The sequence below is a fragment of the Paenibacillus lactis genome, from assembly GCF_017873605.1.
Taxonomy (GTDB): domain Bacteria; phylum Bacillota; class Bacilli; order Paenibacillales; family Paenibacillaceae; genus Paenibacillus_AQ; species Paenibacillus_AQ lactis.
Map to the genome: position 1 here is coordinate 38,320 of NZ_JAGGKI010000016.1, position 18,563 is coordinate 56,882.

The following is an 18,563-nucleotide window of genomic DNA, read 5'->3' on the forward strand; positions in this document are numbered from 1 at the left end:
AATTCATTCCCGACACCTTATACAATTCCATGCTTTAGCGCGTAAATGGCTGCCTGCGTCCGGTCGGCAACCCCCAGCTTATCGAGCAGATGACTGACATGGGTTTTGACCGTTTTCTCCGTAATGTGAAGAGCGTCACTGATTTCCCTATTATTCATGCCTGATGCTATCAGCTGCAGGACCTCTTGCTCGCGCCGGGTGAGCTTATCCAGCTCCTGTGCAGCCTTTCCCGAATGAGCGGGTCCGCTGGCTTCTTCAGCTCCTGCCGGCGAAGTCACATGCGTCATAAGCAGACCTGCAGCATCAGGATGCAGCTCGACCTGCCCTTGGAACACCCGTCTGATCGCGGCTACAAGCTCCTCCGGCTCAATATCCTTCAAGAGATATCCGCGGGCTCCCGCCCGAATGGCGGGCAGAACGTGGTCATAATCGACAAACGAGGTCAGCACAATGACTTTAATGTCAGGCTGTTCTTTTTTTAATCGTGCCGTCGTATCGATGCCATTGAGAACAGGCATATTCAAGTCCATTAACACGATATCGGGATTTACTTGTTTGGCCGTCTCCAGCGTCTCCTCGCCATTCGCGGCTTCACCGACCATTTCGATATCCGGCTGCGTTGCCAGAAAAACCTGAAGCCCCCGGCGAACCATGGCATGATCGTCAGCGATCATCAATCGAATCATCGGTCCCCCTCCTTCTCTGTTAATCTCTCCCTCAAGGGCAGCATAACCTCAATGATGGTTCCCTCCCTGTGTACACTGTATAACCGGAATCGTCCTCCTAGCGTTTCAGCGCGCTCGCGCATGCTGGACAGCCCGATGGAATGCTTTGTCAGCTCGTTCAATCGCTGCTTGGTAATCCCTCGCCCACGGTCCTCAATCCGAAGCTCGACTTCATCCTCCTGGAGGGATAAAGCTATCGTTACTTCCTTGGTATCCGCATGCTTGCTCACATTGTTCAGCGCCTCTTGGCCGATCCTCCACAAAGCTTCTTCCACGATACGAGGAAGCTCCTGTATCCCGCTGATATGCGAACGCACATGAAGCCTCAATCGTTCCCCGTATTGCTTAAGCCCTGTCATAAGCCCTTCCTCGAGTCCGGGCGGACGAAGCTGCATGATCAGCTCCCGCATTTCCTTCAGAGCGCTTTGCGATAACGACTGAATATCATGGATCGTGTCCTGCAGCATACTGTTTGTTTCGTTCGGCTCCCCGGCAAGCATACCGCCTACCCCCTTGGACATCATCACCAGGGAGAAGAGGGTTTGACTTACCGAGTCGTGCAGGTCCCGGGCTAGACGATTTCGCTCATCCATCCTTGCGAGCTCCCGTCGGTTCTCCTCCAGACGGAACCGCTGAAGCGTCATCCCGATATGTTCAGCCAGAGCCTCAATCACCCCGAGGTCCGCCCGGTACGAATCCCGGTAGGGGTTATACGCTACCAGAAGCAGTCCCTTTTCGGAATCACCTGCTGCCGCCAGCGGGACAGCAACCGCTCGGGTAACGGATGAGATCCATCCCTCTTTAGCCAAGTGATCCGCAAGCCGCTGGGCGTCTTCGGCACTTATCGGATCCGTCGTGACACTCCCCTTCCGGGAGCGGGTTCGTGCGGTATCGGCAAGTGGAAATTTGGCATGGGGCAGCGTGGTTTGCCCTCCGCTGTATAGGGCTCTGAGCGTCACTTCGTTGCCGGCGGGTTCCAGCAATGCGGCCACAGGCCAATCAAAATAACGGCCGATTAAGCTCATGACCTGCTTCGTTAATTCGGCCCGATCCACCGCTTGGGAAGCATAAGCACCGAGTGCGCCGCTATACTCTCCGAGCCGGGCGAACAAATCCGCGCGACGCTGCTCGGCTGTGTATAGACGCATGCGTTCGATAGCGCTGCCGATTTGGTAAGCCACCGACTCCAAGAGCGCCAGCTCCTCTTTGGAGAAGTGCAGCTTCCCGGGGGCAGCTACATTCAACACGCCGAACCTGCGGCTGCCGGATCGCAAAGGAACGGTTGCATGGTGGGTAATGCCTTCCGTATCGCCCCACTGGTACCGGACGGCGTTATCCAGACGTTTGCAATTCAAAATGTTTACGGCATTCCTCAAACGGCCGTCGTCATAACGCTCCAGGCACCAACAGCTGCCGCAGCGCATGGGCTTGTCGTCCTCCCTGCGGAGGGCAGGCGGCAAATTCCGGCCGGCAATGAATTCATGCGTTCCCGGATCCTCCACTAAGAACAGCCAACCGGTCGTAAGTCCTGTCAGCTCCAGCAGCTTCCCAATCACCACATCCAGCATGGGGATTAACTCATTCGATTCGTTCAACGTTTCGGCAATGGTCTTCAGCGTGATTAACTCCTGAACATGCGTATCGTGTGTGGACATACGCGAAAGCTCCTTTTATTTTGCATTCTGAAGTAACTATATTATATAATCCAGTCACGCACCACCTTCCCTCGGCTCCCTTGACCAGAATCCAACGTTCACCTTACGAATGTCTGGTAAAAAACAATTATTATTGTTTTATCTATTGCAAATTTCCACCAATCTATGGCTTAATATAGAGGTCGGGCCGACGAAATGAGCGGAAAGGAGGCTGAAGCGCAATGATTCAGATCCACGAGGTGGTATTCGCTTAAAGCGAATACCCGTTCCCATGGGAGCCCCCGGGGCTCCCTATATCTGTTTTCCAATTCGTAAACACAACAAATTATAAATTCGAAAGGAGGAGGGCAAGCATGATCAATACAATTGTTTTGACACTCAGCGATAGCTTGAACATTCATACAGAAAGAGGAGGGCATCGATGGGCCATTACAAAAACGGTAGAGAAGTGCTTCCCCCCGAGCTGCTGCAGCAAATTCAACAGTATATAGACGGAGAACTTCTCTACATACCGAAACAAAGCGAGCAAAGAGCCGGCTGGGGTGAATTAAGCGGTTCCCGAGAACGCATCGAACGTCGCAATAAGGAAATGTACCGGGCCTACTGCAAGGGCCGGACCATTGAAGAATTAGAACGGACCTACTTCCTGTCCGGAGAAAGCGTCCGCAAAATCATCAGTAAACTTACCCGCGTTGGGACTAGAACCTAAATCTATGAGACTTCCAAATGGCTCACGCGGATTACGATAGGACTGTTCCCCAGAGGGAGCAGTCCCTTTCAATTTACATAGCTATGATCGGCAATGGCCAAGATCGAGAGGGTGCCAAAGGCAGCTCAATATGTCCTATCGCACCGTTGCTCATGTTGGCTCGTATCCGCCCTGTCGAACAGATCAACATCTTTTCAAAAAAAAACGAAAAACAATCAGCCCTTTCGCTTCCCTTAAGGAAGTCGGAAGGGCTGTGTTGTTCCTGTCCACGTTACCTAGTGCCTCTATTCGATTCACACGCAAGAAGCCGCTTGATTTTGAAGATGGGTATTCGGCACCATCACGGTCAGGATCCTAAGCGGCCGTCGTTCGCCGGGGCAACCTCAAACTTCAGCCCCCGTAAAGACCCCCGTCATTTCGGCTCAACCTCGTTCAGCGTCATTCGGTATTCCAAATCCTTCATGTACGTCCCATCCGCATGCCGGAAGATCATTCCGATCGCCAAATCTCCGCCCGTTCCGCGAACAATCGCGATCAGCCGGTTAAGTCCTCCCGCCAGGGTAATCTCGCGTTCCGGATTCGGGACCCGTTCGCCGTTCAAATAGATAACGTACGGCGCGCCGGTCTGAATCTGCAGTCGTCCCGCGCGAGGCGCTGCGGATTCACCCGGCACCCATACGAAGCAGCTCAAAAACCACGGATCCTTGCCCGCATCCCGGATGAGCAAAGCTCCATCCGCTCTCCTGCGCTCTTTTTTCTGCATCCAGCCGTAAAGGCCCTCTCCTAAATTGTTCAGCGAAAAATCAGGATCGGTATAATATGCCTTCATCGCTTCGTAGTCGGCATAGGTCGGGCAGGGCAGCGCCATGACCGCCTCCACGGACCATGCCCCGTCATCCTTCTCGCTCTCAAGGAAGCCGTCGTCAAAGTCCGCGCCAAGATTGGCCAACAAACGTGCGTACAGCCTTCGTGCCTTGTCGCTGTCAGCGTCAAGCGACAGCTGTGAGCACAGGATGGAGCCGCCGCCCGCCTTGACCTCGATCAGGAATGCCCCGGATCCGCGCGCCTTGCTGCGATTCAGCTCAACCAGCGCGAGGCGGCTGTACTCCGAAGTGTAGCCGTTCACGAAGTAATCCTTCCAGGCGGTCCCTTCGGCGCTGGCCAACAATGTCGTTGCTTCCTGCACCTCCAGCCGGTGCGAGGCTAGCGGCCGGTTGGCGGCGTCCCGCGGCGACAGAAACACTTTGTCAAAGCCGAACAGATCAACCGGACTGAAGCCGCTCACCAGCTCCCCGGCGTCGCCCGCAGCCAGATGGAACGTTTCATGCGGCTCCACAAGCACCGGCCGGCCCAGCAGCCGGGCAAGCGCCTCCTGGTCGCAAGGCTCCGCCGGCAGGACAAGCACCCGTCCACCGGCTTCGGCATAATGCCTGATTGCCTCGGCGAGACCAGGGGCATCGAGCAGGCAAGCCTCTACAACCAGCATGCGGAGATCTTTTGCAGATTGGGCAAAGCCGTCACCTTCACCAGCCGGTGCAGATTCCATGAGCGCCTCGGCATCAAGCAAAGCGCAGCGCAGCTGCAGCTTGTCGAGAAATGCCGCAGCCTCTCCGCCAGGCCGAACCAACGCGCCTGAGGGCCCAGCGTCATCCCCGGTTAATCCATCTGCGCGGCCCGCGTAAGCAAGCAGGTTGCGAAGCAGCAAGCAGGCTTGCGGAGCACGAGCGATATTGGCCATCAGCTCCAGCTGGTTCGCCAGCAACAAGCCGCGGCCGTTTCGGTATTCCAAGAGCGGGGTCCATAGATCCCCGCCGTCGCCGAAATCGCCTGCGCCGCATTCCAGAAGCATGGTGAAATCCCCGGCTGCCGGCTTCTCGAATGCTGCGCGAATGATCGGCAGCGGTCCTTCCTCGCATAGCTCCTCCTGCCAGAACATTAAGTCCTCGTCTCCGATTCCCGACAGAACCGGATGGCGGTAATCGCCGGCATGGGCACGAAGGAACGGTCTTCGCGACAGCGTTAGCCGTCCCAGCGACAGCCCGGTCTGCTCCAGCATCACCAGATGTCCGCCTCGAGCAACGAAGTCTTTCAGCAAATCCTCGAGCGAGCCGTCCGGGTCCACCGTCCTGCTGCCGATGATGAGCAAGCCAGCGGCCGGCAGCTGGGCGATCGCCTCCCGATCCACCCGTTCGCAGCCGGGAACGAGCCTGCGGAGGATGTCGTAATCCTCTTCCGATCCCCAGTAGGCGGCCGGACGTTCGACGTCGACGGGATCGTGGAGCAAACTGGCTGACACGAGCCGGAACTCTACGCGAAGCTCATGCATCCGCCGCCCGCCATGGAGCAGCACTGCCGAAAGCACGGCCACCCCTTCTCTCTTGACGGGTGCGGGAGTCCAGGTTATCCCGATTGTTCTAGATTCGGCAGGCTCTTGACGGAAGGCGAAGACCTGCTCATGAACGACCGCCTCTCCCTGTATGATCTTGCATTCAATCCGTACCTCTTGCTCCGAGAGCGTATCATTGAAGACGTCAAAATGTCGGGTGATGGGCGCATCATCATAGAAGCAGCGATTATATTCAGACGCGAACATCGTGACCGGCTTAAACGCCTCGGCCATGATGGCGAACGCCGGATTGGGCGCGTACATCGGATGATCAGGCAGCAGTCCGTTGTTGATCGTCAGCGAATAAGCCGGGATCCTTCGGGGCATTACACCGGGCAAGCCCGGTACCGATGGCGGAACCGCAGCATCGCGCTCCGGCATCGCCCTCATGAAGTAATGCGCGAAATTGAACGTCGATATGCCGGAGACGCCTTGCCGCCGCGCATACTCTACGAATAAGCGCTCCTTCTGAGCCAGTCCTGCCGCACTCTCGTCTGTATCCCGGTATGCCCTCAGCCCAACATACTGGCTGCTGTTCTGCGGACAGATGTACCACCATCCTCCGTGTTCGCCGTAGGTCAGCGGAACGGACCGGTCCCACTGAGCTATCGTGCCGTCGATGTTGTAATGTCGGCTTTCCACCTCCGTATGCGCTTTGGGCAGCAGCCGGTTGTCTCCTTCGGCGACGATCGGTCGCGTTGCGTCCAGTTCCCGGATCGCTTGGATGAAGCAGGGCATATGCAGCTTGTAACCGTCCCGTCCGTCCACCCAGCGCATTTCGTTCTGGAGGCTCCACATGATGACCGACGGGTGATTCTTGTCCCGGCGAACGAGCCGCAAAACATGCATGCGGCAGTTGGCTATATAGTCGGGATGGTCGGCAAGCATCGATTTGGCCGATCCATATATTGCCGTTTCGTCGACGATCAGCATCCCTTCTTCGTCGGCGATCCGCACGTAATCCTCCGGATACGGCTCGGCATGCAGACGAACGCTGTTGATCCCGATGGAACGGCACATCCGGTACCAATTACGGATGTACGCTTCCGTCTGCTGCAGCCCACCTTGAAAATGCCATGAATCGCCGCGAAGCCGGATCGGGATGCCATTCAGCATAAACCGCGGGCCTTCGCACCAAAACTCGCGGAAGCCAAACACTTCAACACGTTGATCGACAACCTGCCCGCCATCCAGCAATTCAACTTCGGCCGCATACAGAAACGGCGTATCCGGGTCCCACAGCTTGGCATCCCGCCAATCCAGGCTGAAAGCGGCACGGTAAACAGCTCCGCCGCGATCGTTTACGCACAGCCGGAGATGTGAAGCCGCTTCAAAAACGAAGTGCTCCGCCGGCCGCTCCGCTTGAAGGACCGGCGGTCCCCCTTGGGCGAGCCCTCTTCGAGCCGTGCCGCTTCCGTGTTCGAGCATCTCACGCTCCGTGCCCGTTCCTCCGAGCGTGCAAACCTGCAGCGGTTTGCCATCATCAGCCGCTTGCCGGCCGCTCCCGCTGCCAGGGAAATCTCGATGATTCAGCAGCTGATCATCCCGCTGCGATATCACTCCGATTTTCCGGATATTCACTCTGACGCGGAGCGAGTCTGAGGCCGCCTCCGGATCGGTTGTTCCGGCCAACACATCCAGCTCAAACCGGCCTTTCCGGACGGATGTACGGATCGTAACATCCTCTATGGATAGGGGAGGATAGCTCTCCAAATATATATCCTGCCATATCCCCCGGGCGACATTGCCAAACCAGGAGCCCGTCAGACCTGTCACCTTCTCCATGCCAGACGGGAGCGTCACTTTGTCGAAGCTTCCGCATACGACATGGAGATGATGCTCACTCCCCTGGCCGACCTTAGGCGTAATATCTAATCGCAGCGGCAGATAGCCGTCTTCCCATACGGCAACTTCTTCCCGATCGAGAAAGATGACGGCCTTTTGCATAATGCCGTCCAGGCGCAGCACGATTCGCTGCCCGGCCATGTCCTCGGGAATCCGAAAGCTTCGATGCAGCACGCCAGCCTCCGCTTCGTCCCATTCTTTCGGGTAGCCGTAAAGGTCCATCGGAGCATATCCGTGCTCGGGAATTTCACCGAACGTTTTGCCATTCGCCTGCCTGTAGGAGCGCCGCCAGCTGGACGGGACTTGCACCCGCCGCGATTCGTATACAAGCTCATCCGGCAGCCGCCTCCACTGCGTCTGGCCATACAACGGCATAAAATCCCATTCCCCGTTCAGACACACCCGATTACGCATCGTTCATTCCCTTCCTTTCATCATAAACTCGCAAGTCCAGCACCAGCTCCAGCTCCCGCCAAATCTCCTGTCCAGCTGGAACATCCCCCCATTTGATGAAATGCGGCTCCATCACCTCTGCCCAATTGTCCGGTCGAAGCTTCGTGTTCAGCTTTCCTTCGTACGGGGCGGGCTCGATCGTGGCCGGGAGCTCGGAATAGAAGAAGAGCACCGTCTCGTGCATGCCGATGATCCCATACTTGTCGCCGTCGCCCGGCCGCTCTTCCTGGTATTGATAATGGTAATACACGTAGCTTGCAGCCTCTTTCGGCTTTAAACGAGCGATCCTTCCGTACGGCAAGCTGTTTTCGTTCCTGCGCTTCCAGTGCAGCTCCGAAACGGGGGATTGATAATGAAAAATATCGATCATCGGCGCCCACCTCCGTCCCGGTTCTGCGCCGGGCCATGCCGCCAGCCAGGCATCGGCTTCCGGCAGCAAGCTTTCCGGGCGTACCGGCCCGCGTAGGCATTCGTAATATAGGAACAATCCGCTTCCGTTCGCAAACAAGCTCATTCTGGATCATGCTGACGTTCCATGGCTTTCTCGGCCGCGAACCTAATCCGCTCCTCGCGTAAACCGGAAACGGCGTCCATATTGCCGATTCCTTCGGCTCTATATAAGCAGCGCTTCATAACACACCTCCAAACGTGAAATTATGAGTTAGCCACTGTCACAGGAATTGTGTCTGCTACAAACTTCACTTGCCCGATTCCGGATATAAAAGGCGCTGCCCCCCGATCGCGGGAGGAAGCGCCGCATTTAAGAGACCACGGTGAAGCGAATGTTGTCAAACAGCATATAATCGAAACCGCTCACGTAAAAGCCCACTTTCCCGGATGGCCTGTGATTCGGATCAGTGCCGGCCAGTCTTGACTCGCCGTCGACGTAAACCGCAACGTCTCCGTCCTTCACGATAATCTTGACTGCATATTCCGTGTCCGGCTGCAGGTCCCGATGCGGCAAGGCGGACTCGGCGATCTTCTGCCAAGCCGTATCATACAGGATCCAGGCGGATGTTCCGTCCGGACGCGTACGATAGCCGATTCGAGTCGAGCCGGTGGCATCCTGCCGATCAAAGACATACATCGTGCCGTCGTCCGGCATGACAGCCGGGGTCTTCAGGGTGAAATCAAGCTCATACGATTGGAAAGCCCTGTCCAGCAGCCCCGTTGCCCCGTTCAAGATTTTGTAGCGCCGATTGCCGTCCGGATCCACAGCGATGCTCCGGTTCGGGTCTACCGGCCATCCATTGCCCCCTGTCTCAAAATCGGTTTCATGCATGATGCTCGAAACGGTTACCTTGATATCCGCTTTGACGAGCGGATTGGCAACGGATACGGCCGTGACGGTCGTCTCGCCTTCATATACGGCGCTGACGACCCCCGTATCGCTCACCTCCGCTACGGCCGGATCGGCGGATTGCCAGATCACGCCGGTGTCCGGGGTGCCGGCGGGGTCGAACGTCAGCTCAAGCTGCCGCTGCTCCCCGGCGGCAAGCCGCACTTCGCGTTCCGAAGGAATAATGCCGGCCAGCTCCGTCGTCAGCGCTTTGAACCGGATGTCGTCAAACAGCATGTGGGTGACGTTGTTCACGTAGAATCCGACCTTGCCCGCCTCGTTATGGCCGGGATCGGCAGCCTTCAGGCGGAATTGGCCGTCCACGTACACGCTGATCTCGCCGCCATGCACAAGGATTTTGATCTCGTACTCCGTATTCGGCTTTAAATCGTGGCCGGGCAGCTTCAGTTCGTGAAGAATCGTCCAAGCGGCGTTATACAGCAGCCAGGATGATGTGCCGTCCGGGCGGGTTTTGTAGCCGACGCGGGTAGAGCCGCTGCCGGCCTGGCGGTTGAACACGTACAGGGTCGCGTTTTCCCCGATCGACTCCGGCGTCTTCAGCTTGAAGCTCAGCTCATAATCGGAAAAGGTTTTGGCGCTTAGAGCGGTAGCGCCATTAAGAATTTTGTACCAGCGGTTGTCCCCTTCCTTGACGATGCTGCGGTTCGCATCCTGCGGCCAGCCGTTAGCCCCTGACTCGAAATCGGTGAAATCCATGATGCCGTCTCCGGCCTCGACCGTAACGTCCACCGTTGCCGTGAGCTGCGGATTCTCCGCCGATGCCACCGTAATGACCGTCTGGCCGACCTCCTGACCTGTAACGATGCCGTTATCGTCGACCGCAGCGATGGCGGGATCCGTCGATGTGAAGACCAGCTTCGGATTATCGGCGTTCCATGGCAGAACCGCCGTGCGCAGCTTTACCGTTTTCCACCGGTCCACCGTAACCTCGTCGTCATAAACCACGACGCCTTCGACCGGGTATCCGTCCGGGCTGTTGGTCGTGCCCGCTTTCCCGTGGATGCCGATCTCATGGAACGGGATATCGGGAAAGCCGGGTATCGCCTCGAATACTTGAGCATCCATTCGAAGCGACAGGTCGCCTCCCGCCAAGTTGACGAAGCCGGGATCCTCGTCGGTTACCCAGTTATCCGCATATTGGACAAGATTGAATTTGTCGTACGCGCCTTCCTCGTTCGTCGTCGAACTGCGTGGTACCGTCGGATTGTAGACGACGTTGCCGTGGAATGTATTCGTATCCGGATAATAGCGGTTTTCCGTGAAAAAGTTCGCGAGTTCCGGATACTTGGCCAGGTACGGCGTGCCGACAAAGTCGTTGTTGGCTTCGAACAGCGCCCTCCATTTCGGCATGTAATTCAGCGGCACCTGATCATCCGGCTCGTCGCCGAGGAACAAGTCGGCATAGTCGTACGGAACCTTGCTGTCTACGAATATATTGTTGCGGGTCAAGATATGGGCCCCGCCGTTATTTTTGATCGCCGAGTTGCCCATTTTGTAGAATATATTCTCGTCGATCTTCAGTCCCATCGTGAAGTTGTCGGGATAGACGCCTTCAACGCCAGGCTTGCTCTCCCCGATATGGTGGAAGTAATTGCGGCGGATGACGGTGCCGCGCTGCTGCGGCGTCTCGCCCGCGTTCATATAAATGGCGCCGAGATCGGAGAACGTTTTGCATACGTCGTAAATGTTGTTGTACTCCACCAGATGATCATTGCCGAATATCAGCACGCCGGGATGCGGTGCGTCATGCAGCTCGTTGTTCGACATGCGGTTGCCCACTCCGGACAAGAGCACGCCGGGGTTGTAAGCTTTATGATAATAAGCGAAGTCATGAATGTGCGAATTCTCCACCGCGTTGTTGCCCGGAGCGAGGGTAGTCTTGTCGCCACCGGTGAGCGTAACGGCAGTGCCCCCGATATGATGGATGTGGGTGTTCTCGATTTTATGATCTGTTCCCGGCACTCCGGCAAAGTCGTTATAATGGAATCGGCTCTGGGTGTTCACCAGCACGCCGCTGTTGGTGAAATTGCGGATTTCGCTTTGCAGAATGCGCATGTGGCTTCCGCCCATGAACACAACCGCCGAATCGCGCCCATTCTCCAGAATAAGCTCGGAGAAATCAATATAGGATGCATCGATCGCATTGATCATCGGTGTTTTCAGCATCGTTACTTCAATGGATGGATCGGCGGTCATAAATTCGGCGTTCGGCAGAAAATACAGCTTCCCGGTTTGGCGGTCGATATAATACTCGCCTGGCATATCGATCTCCTCGAGCAGGTTTTGCGCAAAATGGAAATCCGGGTACCAATTCTTGAAGATGCCGCTCATCTCGCCGTAACGGAGCGTTATGCTCTTGGCTTCCGTGTCGATGGCGGCGATTTGGTTGTAGGACCATTCCCAGCTATACCCGAAAATGCCGTCCAGCCAAATATCATCCGCCTGCGTCCAATATTGCGGCCTGTCATACGTGTAAGTGAAAGTGCCGCCCCGCTTATGAACCTCCCCGTCCGGACTTTTTCGAGTCGGTCCGGGATCGAGGATTTCGTCCATTTGCACCGTTCCCTCGTTCGGCCAGCGTGCCAATGTCATCCCTTCCCCACCGACGTACAGCTCCATCGGCGGAACCTTGCTCAAATCGTTGGCCAAATAATATCCGTGCCGGCTCATCTCTCCGTAATCCGTGATGCCGAGTGAAGCCAGGTCGGCGACCAGGACTTTGCTTCTGGCCTCCTCGCTAATGATGCGATTCAGAATGGCCGTGTCGGTAACCGGAACGAACGCGGATTTCTCAAGCCTCCTTGAGCCGGACAATATGACCGTCTCACCCGGATAAGCCGTGTACGTGATCGGCTTGCCGGCTTCCCCCGAATCCTGGGCGTTCAGCTCGAAGCTTGCCGTCCGCTCGTAACGCCCTTCGCGAAGATAGACCGTGACGCCTCCCCTCGGCAGCCCTTTCTTTGCTTTCAGCGCACGGATGGTATCCCGCGCTTTTTCCAACGTTCGAAACGGTTTGTTCTTCGTCCCTTTGTTCGAATCACTTCCGTCCGGAGCGACGTAATAGGCCGTCCCGTGCGGATTGCCGTAGGCCGATGCCGTGTCGGTCATCATTGCAAACGGATGCAGCGCGAATAGCAGGCTTGCAGCCAGCGCAGCAAGCAAAAGCTTTTTCATCATTTGCTCTCCTTCCTCCAAGTGGGGTACGGACAGCCATACCGCGAAGCACGGCATAGTCGTCCCAGGACAGCAGGTTTCTCTCGGGCGCTTAGGTGCCTATCCCTTAACGTTTGTCCGGGCCGACGATTATTTCAAGCCCTTCTCTTTCAGGAATTGCTCAAATTGTCGCGTCACCTCCTCCACATACCGATCTTCACCCGCTTCCTTCAGCTTGCCGTACAGCACGGGCCAAGTCTCCTCGAAATCAAGCGTGCCGGTCACGAGCCCCCGCTTGTATTCGCCCCATACGGCGTTCAGGTTGGCGATCTCCGTGCTGACCGGCTCCGAATTGAACTTGAAAGCACCCACCGGGTTAATTTCGGAGCTCGTGTTGATTTTTTTCGTTTCCTCCCAAATGTTTTCCGGCTGTCCTTCCTTCAGGTAGGAATTGAAGACGCTGCCGAACACCCAATCCATGTTCGGGCGGTATCTGGAATCCGCCATCGGCTTGATGTACTCGCCGCTCAGCTTCTCGTAATGTACGCCCTCCAAGCCGTTGCACAGCAGATTATAAAGCTCCTTGTCGGTGTTGATCAGATTCAGCAGCATCATGGCCCGTTCCGGATTTGGCGAAGTGCGGCTGATCGACTGATTGGTCGTCGCCGAATAGCCGTTGGAGAACCAATCGCTAAGCGGGATGATGACGACGTCGTTGCCGCCGTTCTTCGCTTTCACTTCCGCCTCGACGCCCGGCTTTAACGTGACGTCGAACTCTACCGCAATCTGGCCTTTGGATTGATAGTCGGTCATTTTTTCCGTAGCGGCGTCCTTGTGGATGTAGCCTGCCTTATACCACTTGCTGGCCAAACGGAAATTGTCCAGCTCCTCCTCGGGGTAGCGGTAAAGCGTATAGGTCGGGTCATCTGTTTTGATGTAGAAGTGATCGTCCAGTCCCGGAACGACCCAATACTCATCATCATGCGCCTGAGGGTTGACGAATGAGCCGCCGAACAGGCCGATCGGAATGATGCCCGGCTCGTTTTGCTTGATTTGTTCGAGGAACGGCTCGATATCCGCTATGCTTTTAATTGTCGAAGGATCCAGGCCGTATTTATCGGCAAACCGCTTCTGTACGATGAACCCGTAACGCGAACCGTTGATCTGCTGATTCGGGACGCCGTAAATTTCCCCGTCAACCGAGAGGCCCTCCCACATGACCTGCGGAACGTCCGCTTTCAGCTCCGGCGCGTATTGGTCCAAGAGCCCGTTCAGCGGCTGAATGGCACCCTTGCGTACCAGCTCCTCCGGTTTCAGCATGTAGCCGGTCCACAGGATATCGAACTTCTCGCCCGCAGCCAGAACGGTGTTCATCTTCTGCACGTAATCCCCCAGGGCGACCGGCATCAGCTTGACGGTGGCGTTCAGCTTTTCTTTGACGATTTTGTTGATCTCCTCTTCGACCTTCTTCTGGTCCGGCTGAAGCTGAAGCAGCGGATAATACCATGTGAGCTCGACGGGCTCAAGCCCGCTTGTTCCGCCTGCCTCCGGCGTTGTTCCTTGCGCTTCCGGCGTTCCTCCGCCGTCCGTGCCGCTTCCGCCATTCCCGCCGCAGCCGGCGAGCGCGGTCATCGCGATCAAGGCGATCGCCAGCAGCCCTAACAGTCTTTTTTTCATGACATGACCTCCTACACGTTTATTGGTTGTTCTATGTTAACCCTTGAGGGAGCCAACCGTAAGCCCTTTCACGAAAAATCGCTGGAAAAACGGAAAGATGACCAGCATCGGCCCGCCGGCCAGCACCGCAATCGCCATTCTTGCCGAATTGTTCGGAAAGCTGGATAGATCGATCCCCAGCTGCTGCGTAAATTCCGAATTGGAGGTGATGAACTCGATGCTGGACAACGTCCGCACGAGCAGCAGCTGCAGCGGCACCTTGTTCGGATCGTCGATGTACAGCATGGCGTTAAACCACTCGTTCCAGTACGTAAACGATATCAGCAACCCGAGCGTGGCCAGGGCCGGTGTGGACAGAGGCAGAATAATCCCGAAAAAGATGCGGAGCTCCCGCGCGCCGTCGATTTTCGCGGATTCCACGATTTCCAGCGGAATTTTGGACATGAAGCCTTTCATGACCATAATGTTGAACGGGGACAGCAGCACCGGAAGAATCAGAGCAAGCAAGCTGTCTTTCAAATGCAGGTACTGCGTGATCAGAATGTAGGAAGGAACGAGGCCTCCGCTGAACAGCATCGTGAAAAAGACGTAAAACGTTGTCGCCCGGTTGTAGCGGTAATCCGGCCTGGAAATGACGTATGCGGTCATCGCGGTAAGCAGCAGACCCGCCAGCGCTCCGATCACGGTCACCGTGACCGTTACCCCGTATGACCGCAGCAGAATGTCGGGTGCATCCAGAAGGTAGCGGTACGCTTCCAAGCTGAAGGATTCGGGCAAAAACTGATACCCGTTTTCGGTGAGCGACGCTTCGTCGGTGAAAGACACGGCGATAACAAGCAGGAACGGAAGGACAACCGCCAAGGAAAGCAGGGCAAACAGCAAGTGAATGATCATTTTGGAAAGCTCGAACTTTTTAGGCACCGGGTGTCTCCTCCTTTCTTACCACAGGGAATGGTCGGGATTGATTTTGCGCACGATTCCGTTCGCGACAAGCACAAGCACGAAGCCGACCACCGACTGGTAAAAGCCCGTAGCCGCCGACATGCTGACATTGCCGATCTCGCGCAGCGCCCGGTACACGTACGTGTCGATAATATCCGTGGAGCCGTACAGGAACCCGGAGTTGTTCGGAATGAAGTAATGCAGACCGAAATCGCCGCGGAACATGCTGCCGATTGAGAGAATCAATAGGATGATGACCAGCGGGGCCAGCAGCGGGACGGTAATTTTGGCAGCCATCTGCCACTTCGTCGCCCCGTCGATGCGGGCCGCTTCGTAATACTCGCTGTTAATGCCGATAATGCCGGCGAAATAGATGAGCGTGTTGAACCCGACCGCTTTCCATAAATGGACAAGGATGAGGATTGCCGGCCACGCCTCGGCCGTCTGGTACCAGCTGACCGGATCGATGCCGAACATCTGCAGGGTCCGGTTGATGAAGCCGTCGGAATGGTTCAGGAAGGCGTAGGCCACGTATCCGACGAGCACCCATGACAAGAAGTGCGGCAGGAATAAAGCGGTCTGATAAAATTTGCTCCATTTCGCCCGGATCTCGTTCATAAAGATCGCCAGCAGCAGCGCGGCCACGGTCGTCACAACGATGTAAGCGGCATTGTACAGCACGGTGTTGCGTGTGATACGCCAAGCCGTATCGGTCGAGAACAGATAGCGGAAGTTCTCCAATCCTACCCATTCGCTGCCAAATATGCCGAGATCGTAGCGGTAATGCTTGAAGGCAATGATCAAGCCGACCATCGGAATATAAGCAAAAATCAACTTATACAAAATCCCCGGCAGGGAGAGCAGGAACAGCTCCCGATTGTTCCGAAAATGCTGCAGCTCCCTGCGTATCACCGACTTTCGCTTACGTGCCCCTGGGGGCGCGGGCGTCCGTTCGGGTTCCGGAACCGACCGGTGAGCCGTCCCGGTCTCGACCGATCGTGAAACATTGTTCAACATAGCCAAAGCCCCTCTCTTTCGTTATGCGCTTCTCGCCTGCATCCCAGGCTTTGCATGTTTAACGATAGCGCAAGCCTCGGCCATGCGTTACTGTACATTTTTTGGATAGCTGTACGGGCGGACTGTAGGGATTCCCGATTGCTGTACAGCTGCCTGTAAGGATTCAGGTTTACTGTACAGATGTCCTCTCCCTTCGAAAGGGTGCAGGACGAATCGGGCTAAGGCACAGAAGACGGCCGAATTGAAGACAAGGGCATGCCAAAAACCCGCAAACGGTCATCTTCATTTGCGGGTCGTATGGAAAGCTGCCGATTCTCGGATTAAGTGCTGCGGTCGATGGCCGACTTCAGGCGGTACTCCTTCGGTGTCGTGCCATAACGGCGCTTGAACAGCCGATAGAAATAGCTTTCATTGCCGAAGCCCACCTTCTCCATAATTTCGGCTACGGTCAAATGCTGCTGTTCCAAATAATGCTGAGCCCGGGCCAGGCGGGTAGCGTTAATCTGGTCGACGACAGTCGTTCCCTCCTGGGCTTTGAACACCTGTCCCAAGTAGACGGCGCTCATCTTCAGCATGTCGGCAATCTTCTGAACGTTGAGGTCCGGGTCGGCGTAATGCTTGTCGATCATCTCTTTGACAGTGTCAGCCAGCAGACGGTTCTTGTCTTCGCGTGCGCTGCGCCGCTGCTCGAACACATCCCGAACGACGTCAAGAAGAACGCCCTCGATCTCGTCCAGCGTCTCTTTCTCGAGAATGCGCCGATTGATGGCCTGCAGATCGACCGATACCGGATTCAGATTATGGTTATTCATTTCGCTCAGCGTATGGCTCAGGGTCATCGTCAGATGGAGCAGCGCCGAGAACATGTTGTCAAAGCTGAGCTCGCCAAGCAGCTCCCGCAAGCTTCGGATGGCTTGCTCCGTCTCGTCGGGATTCCCGCCTTTCAGCCCTTCGGTCAACCGGCGCTCCAGCTCCTTCGGAATGCCGAACGACGGGTTCCGTTCGTTTCGGATGATCATCTCAGGCCGAATCACCGCTCCTTTGCCAAAAATCATACGATAGCTGGCATGCTTCTGGGCTAGATGGTAATGCTTCGTCAGCTGACGGTAATCCTCGAACGTTTCGCTCAGCGTTACGGTAAACGTGATCCGATAATAGCGGAAGATCGTTTGCTGTAGCTCCCTGAACCGTTCATGCAGCGATTCGAGCGTCGCTTGTTCGCCGCCTGCGATAAAGACAAGATGGCCGCTCTTCATATCCGCAGCTTCACACGTTCCGCCGCGCGAGAGCAGCTCCTGGCCGATGTTCGCTATGGCGAAGTAATACAGCGACTCGGACTGCGAGCCCGGCTGCCGCGCCAAGCCCTGCAGATCGTCAATCTGCACGAGCGCTAACCGCAGCGGCGAAGGAAACGCGATATCCATTCCGTACTGATCCTTGATGCGCAGGAAGGCAGCTTCGTCCATGCTCTCGCTGTGACTGATCAAACTCCGCATATGATATGCCTTGGCGATATTCCACTGTGAGAGGCGCTCCTGCTCCAGCCCCTTGAGCTTGCCGATCATTTCCGTAACATTCTCCGTGATGAGCGACAGCTCATCCTTCGCTTTGGCGTGACCGCGTCCGTCGTGGGGAACGAGTGTGAGCAGCCGACCGACCGGCTTATACAGCCGCAGCGAAATGAATACCGACAGGAGTAATGCCAATAGGGACACGGAGAAGGTGACGGTTATTTCCGTCCACCTCATTTGCCGGACGCTCCCGAGCACGTCATCATAGTCCTGCAGGCTGATGATCTGCCAGTGGTTCAAGCCTTTGCTCAAATAGGTGACCTTGTATTTTTTCTCCCCCTGCTCATGAATAAAGGAGCCCGGCGTGTTTTCCGCTGCGCCCATGCGTCCGAGCAGATCGTTCTTGATGTCCAGTCCGTCCGGCAGTGTGCGATCCCCCGCCATCAGCACTTGCCCTTCGCCGTCGGTGACGAACAGAACGTCGTCTTCCCGTTCAGCCACACGATTAAGCGCTTTCACATTGTCAAGCATCCACCCCGGCTTCACCGTCAAGATGAGCGCGTTGCGATTGACCGAACCGAGACTCGGTCCGTCGTAGACAAAAAAAGCAAACACATCGACGCCTTCCTGCTCCCCATCAAGATCGAGCGGGATGAGCTGCAGCTTCGGCAAATCGGCACGGGAAGCCATATACGCTTCCAGTGCTCCGTACAGGACGCTCGTGTCCATGTCGTGGCTTAGCGACGAGAAGAACCGGCTCTGCTTGCCGTTGTAAAAAACGGCTGCATGCAAATACGGCGATGCGGCAACCGTCCGGTTGAGCCGCTCAATCTTTAAGATGCTTTGCTTATAGTCCGACCCGGATTTGAGCGCGATCAGCTCCTCGTCATTGTACAACGAGACCGCCAAATCCTTCACGATGCCGTTCATGTTCTCGATATTGTAATCGATTTGGGTGAGCAGCTTGCGATCGGCTTCATTCTGCAGGCTTAACACCTTATCGCGTGCAGATGCATTCAGTAGTAAGGAAGCCACGGCCAGCATCGCGACAACGAGCATAAAACTTAACAAGATCCGCTGCAAATATTTGCGAGAGCGGAGCGTCTGCAGCATGTTCATTGGACCACTCT

The 18,563-nt window shown here is 56.1% G+C and carries 11 protein-coding genes; 1 reads left to right on the top strand and 10 read right to left on the bottom strand.

The window, feature by feature from the left end:
* Positions 1-17: 17 nt before the first annotated feature.
* Together J2Z18_RS23515 and J2Z18_RS23520 are read right to left on the bottom strand one after the other, a co-directional pair.
* Complete coding sequence (locus tag J2Z18_RS23515) at positions 18-686, bottom strand: response regulator (RefSeq protein ID WP_007128444.1); 669 nt, start codon at positions 684-686, stop codon at positions 18-20.
* Positions 683-2,380: a GAF domain-containing sensor histidine kinase gene (locus J2Z18_RS23520; protein ID WP_007128445.1), complete on the bottom strand. Its 1,698-nt coding sequence runs from the start codon at positions 2,378-2,380 to the stop codon at positions 683-685. Before J2Z18_RS23520 ends, J2Z18_RS23515 begins: the two co-directional genes overlap by 4 nt.
* Positions 2,381-2,801: 421 nt before the next feature.
* On the opposite strand from J2Z18_RS23520, the gene J2Z18_RS23525 reads away from it, so the two are divergent.
* A complete protein-coding gene (locus J2Z18_RS23525; protein WP_210095447.1) occupies positions 2,802-3,089 on the top strand; it encodes a CD3324 family protein in 288 nt (95 codons plus the stop codon).
* 412 nt (positions 3,090-3,501) lie between these two features.
* On the opposite strand, the gene J2Z18_RS23530 is transcribed toward J2Z18_RS23525, so the two are convergent.
* The 8 genes from J2Z18_RS23530 to J2Z18_RS23560 form a co-directional block, all read right to left on the bottom strand.
* Positions 3,502-7,734: a glycoside hydrolase family 2 protein gene (locus J2Z18_RS23530; RefSeq protein ID WP_210095448.1), complete on the bottom strand. Its 4,233-nt coding sequence runs from the start codon at positions 7,732-7,734 to the stop codon at positions 3,502-3,504.
* Entirely contained in the window at positions 7,727-8,287 is a 561-nt protein-coding gene (locus tag J2Z18_RS23535; RefSeq protein WP_007128449.1) for a hypothetical protein, read from the bottom strand. The genes J2Z18_RS23530 and J2Z18_RS23535 overlap by 8 nt, the downstream gene beginning before the upstream one ends.
* On the bottom strand, positions 8,284-8,406 hold the full coding sequence (locus J2Z18_RS30835) for a hypothetical protein (protein WP_007128450.1): 123 nt from the start codon (positions 8,404-8,406) through the stop codon (positions 8,284-8,286). The genes J2Z18_RS23535 and J2Z18_RS30835 overlap by 4 nt, the downstream gene beginning before the upstream one ends.
* A gap of 127 nt (positions 8,407-8,533) precedes the next feature.
* Positions 8,534-12,310, bottom strand: a complete 3,777-nt coding sequence (locus tag J2Z18_RS23540; RefSeq protein WP_244152649.1) for an Ig-like domain-containing protein — start codon at positions 12,308-12,310, stop codon at positions 8,534-8,536.
* A gap of 126 nt (positions 12,311-12,436) precedes the next feature.
* Entirely contained in the window at positions 12,437-13,963 is a 1,527-nt protein-coding gene (locus tag J2Z18_RS23545; RefSeq protein ID WP_007128452.1) for an ABC transporter substrate-binding protein, read from the bottom strand.
* 36 nt (positions 13,964-13,999) lie between these two features.
* Positions 14,000-14,884: a carbohydrate ABC transporter permease gene (locus tag J2Z18_RS23550; protein ID WP_007128453.1), complete on the bottom strand. Its 885-nt coding sequence runs from the start codon at positions 14,882-14,884 to the stop codon at positions 14,000-14,002.
* An 18-nt stretch (positions 14,885-14,902) separates the two neighbouring features.
* Positions 14,903-15,922: an ABC transporter permease gene (locus tag J2Z18_RS23555; protein ID WP_007128454.1), complete on the bottom strand. Its 1,020-nt coding sequence runs from the start codon at positions 15,920-15,922 to the stop codon at positions 14,903-14,905.
* Positions 15,923-16,242: 320 nt separating this feature from the next.
* Positions 16,243-18,552 carry a helix-turn-helix domain-containing protein gene (locus J2Z18_RS23560; protein ID WP_007128455.1) on the bottom strand — a complete coding sequence of 770 codons (2,310 nt, stop codon included), beginning with the start codon at positions 18,550-18,552 and terminating at the stop codon, positions 16,243-16,245.
* Between the last annotated feature and the right edge of the window lie 11 nt (positions 18,553-18,563).

What these genes read in the sequence shown, in the direction of transcription:
- J2Z18_RS23515 (WP_007128444.1), bottom strand. Translation starts at nt 686, where the DNA reads ATGATTCGATTGATGATCGCTGACGATCATGCCATGGTTCGCCGGGGG.
- J2Z18_RS23530 (WP_210095448.1), bottom strand. Translation starts at nt 7,734, where the DNA reads ATGCGTAATCGGGTGTGTCTGAACGGGGAATGGGATTTTATGCCGTTG.
- J2Z18_RS23535 (WP_007128449.1), bottom strand. Translation starts at nt 8,287, where the DNA reads ATGAGCTTGTTTGCGAACGGAAGCGGATTGTTCCTATATTACGAATGC.
- J2Z18_RS23520 (WP_007128445.1), bottom strand. Translation starts at nt 2,380, where the DNA reads ATGTCCACACACGATACGCATGTTCAGGAGTTAATCACGCTGAAGACC.
- J2Z18_RS30835 (WP_007128450.1), bottom strand. Translation starts at nt 8,406, where the DNA reads ATGAAGCGCTGCTTATATAGAGCCGAAGGAATCGGCAATATGGACGCC.
- J2Z18_RS23545 (WP_007128452.1), bottom strand. Translation starts at nt 13,963, where the DNA reads ATGAAAAAAAGACTGTTAGGGCTGCTGGCGATCGCCTTGATCGCGATG.
- J2Z18_RS23540 (WP_244152649.1), bottom strand. Translation starts at nt 12,310, where the DNA reads ATGATGAAAAAGCTTTTGCTTGCTGCGCTGGCTGCAAGCCTGCTATTC.
- J2Z18_RS23560 (WP_007128455.1), bottom strand. Translation starts at nt 18,552, where the DNA reads ATGAACATGCTGCAGACGCTCCGCTCTCGCAAATATTTGCAGCGGATC.
- J2Z18_RS23555 (WP_007128454.1), bottom strand. Translation starts at nt 15,922, where the DNA reads ATGTTGAACAATGTTTCACGATCGGTCGAGACCGGGACGGCTCACCGG.
- J2Z18_RS23525 (WP_210095447.1), top strand. Translation starts at nt 2,802, where the DNA reads ATGGGCCATTACAAAAACGGTAGAGAAGTGCTTCCCCCCGAGCTGCTG.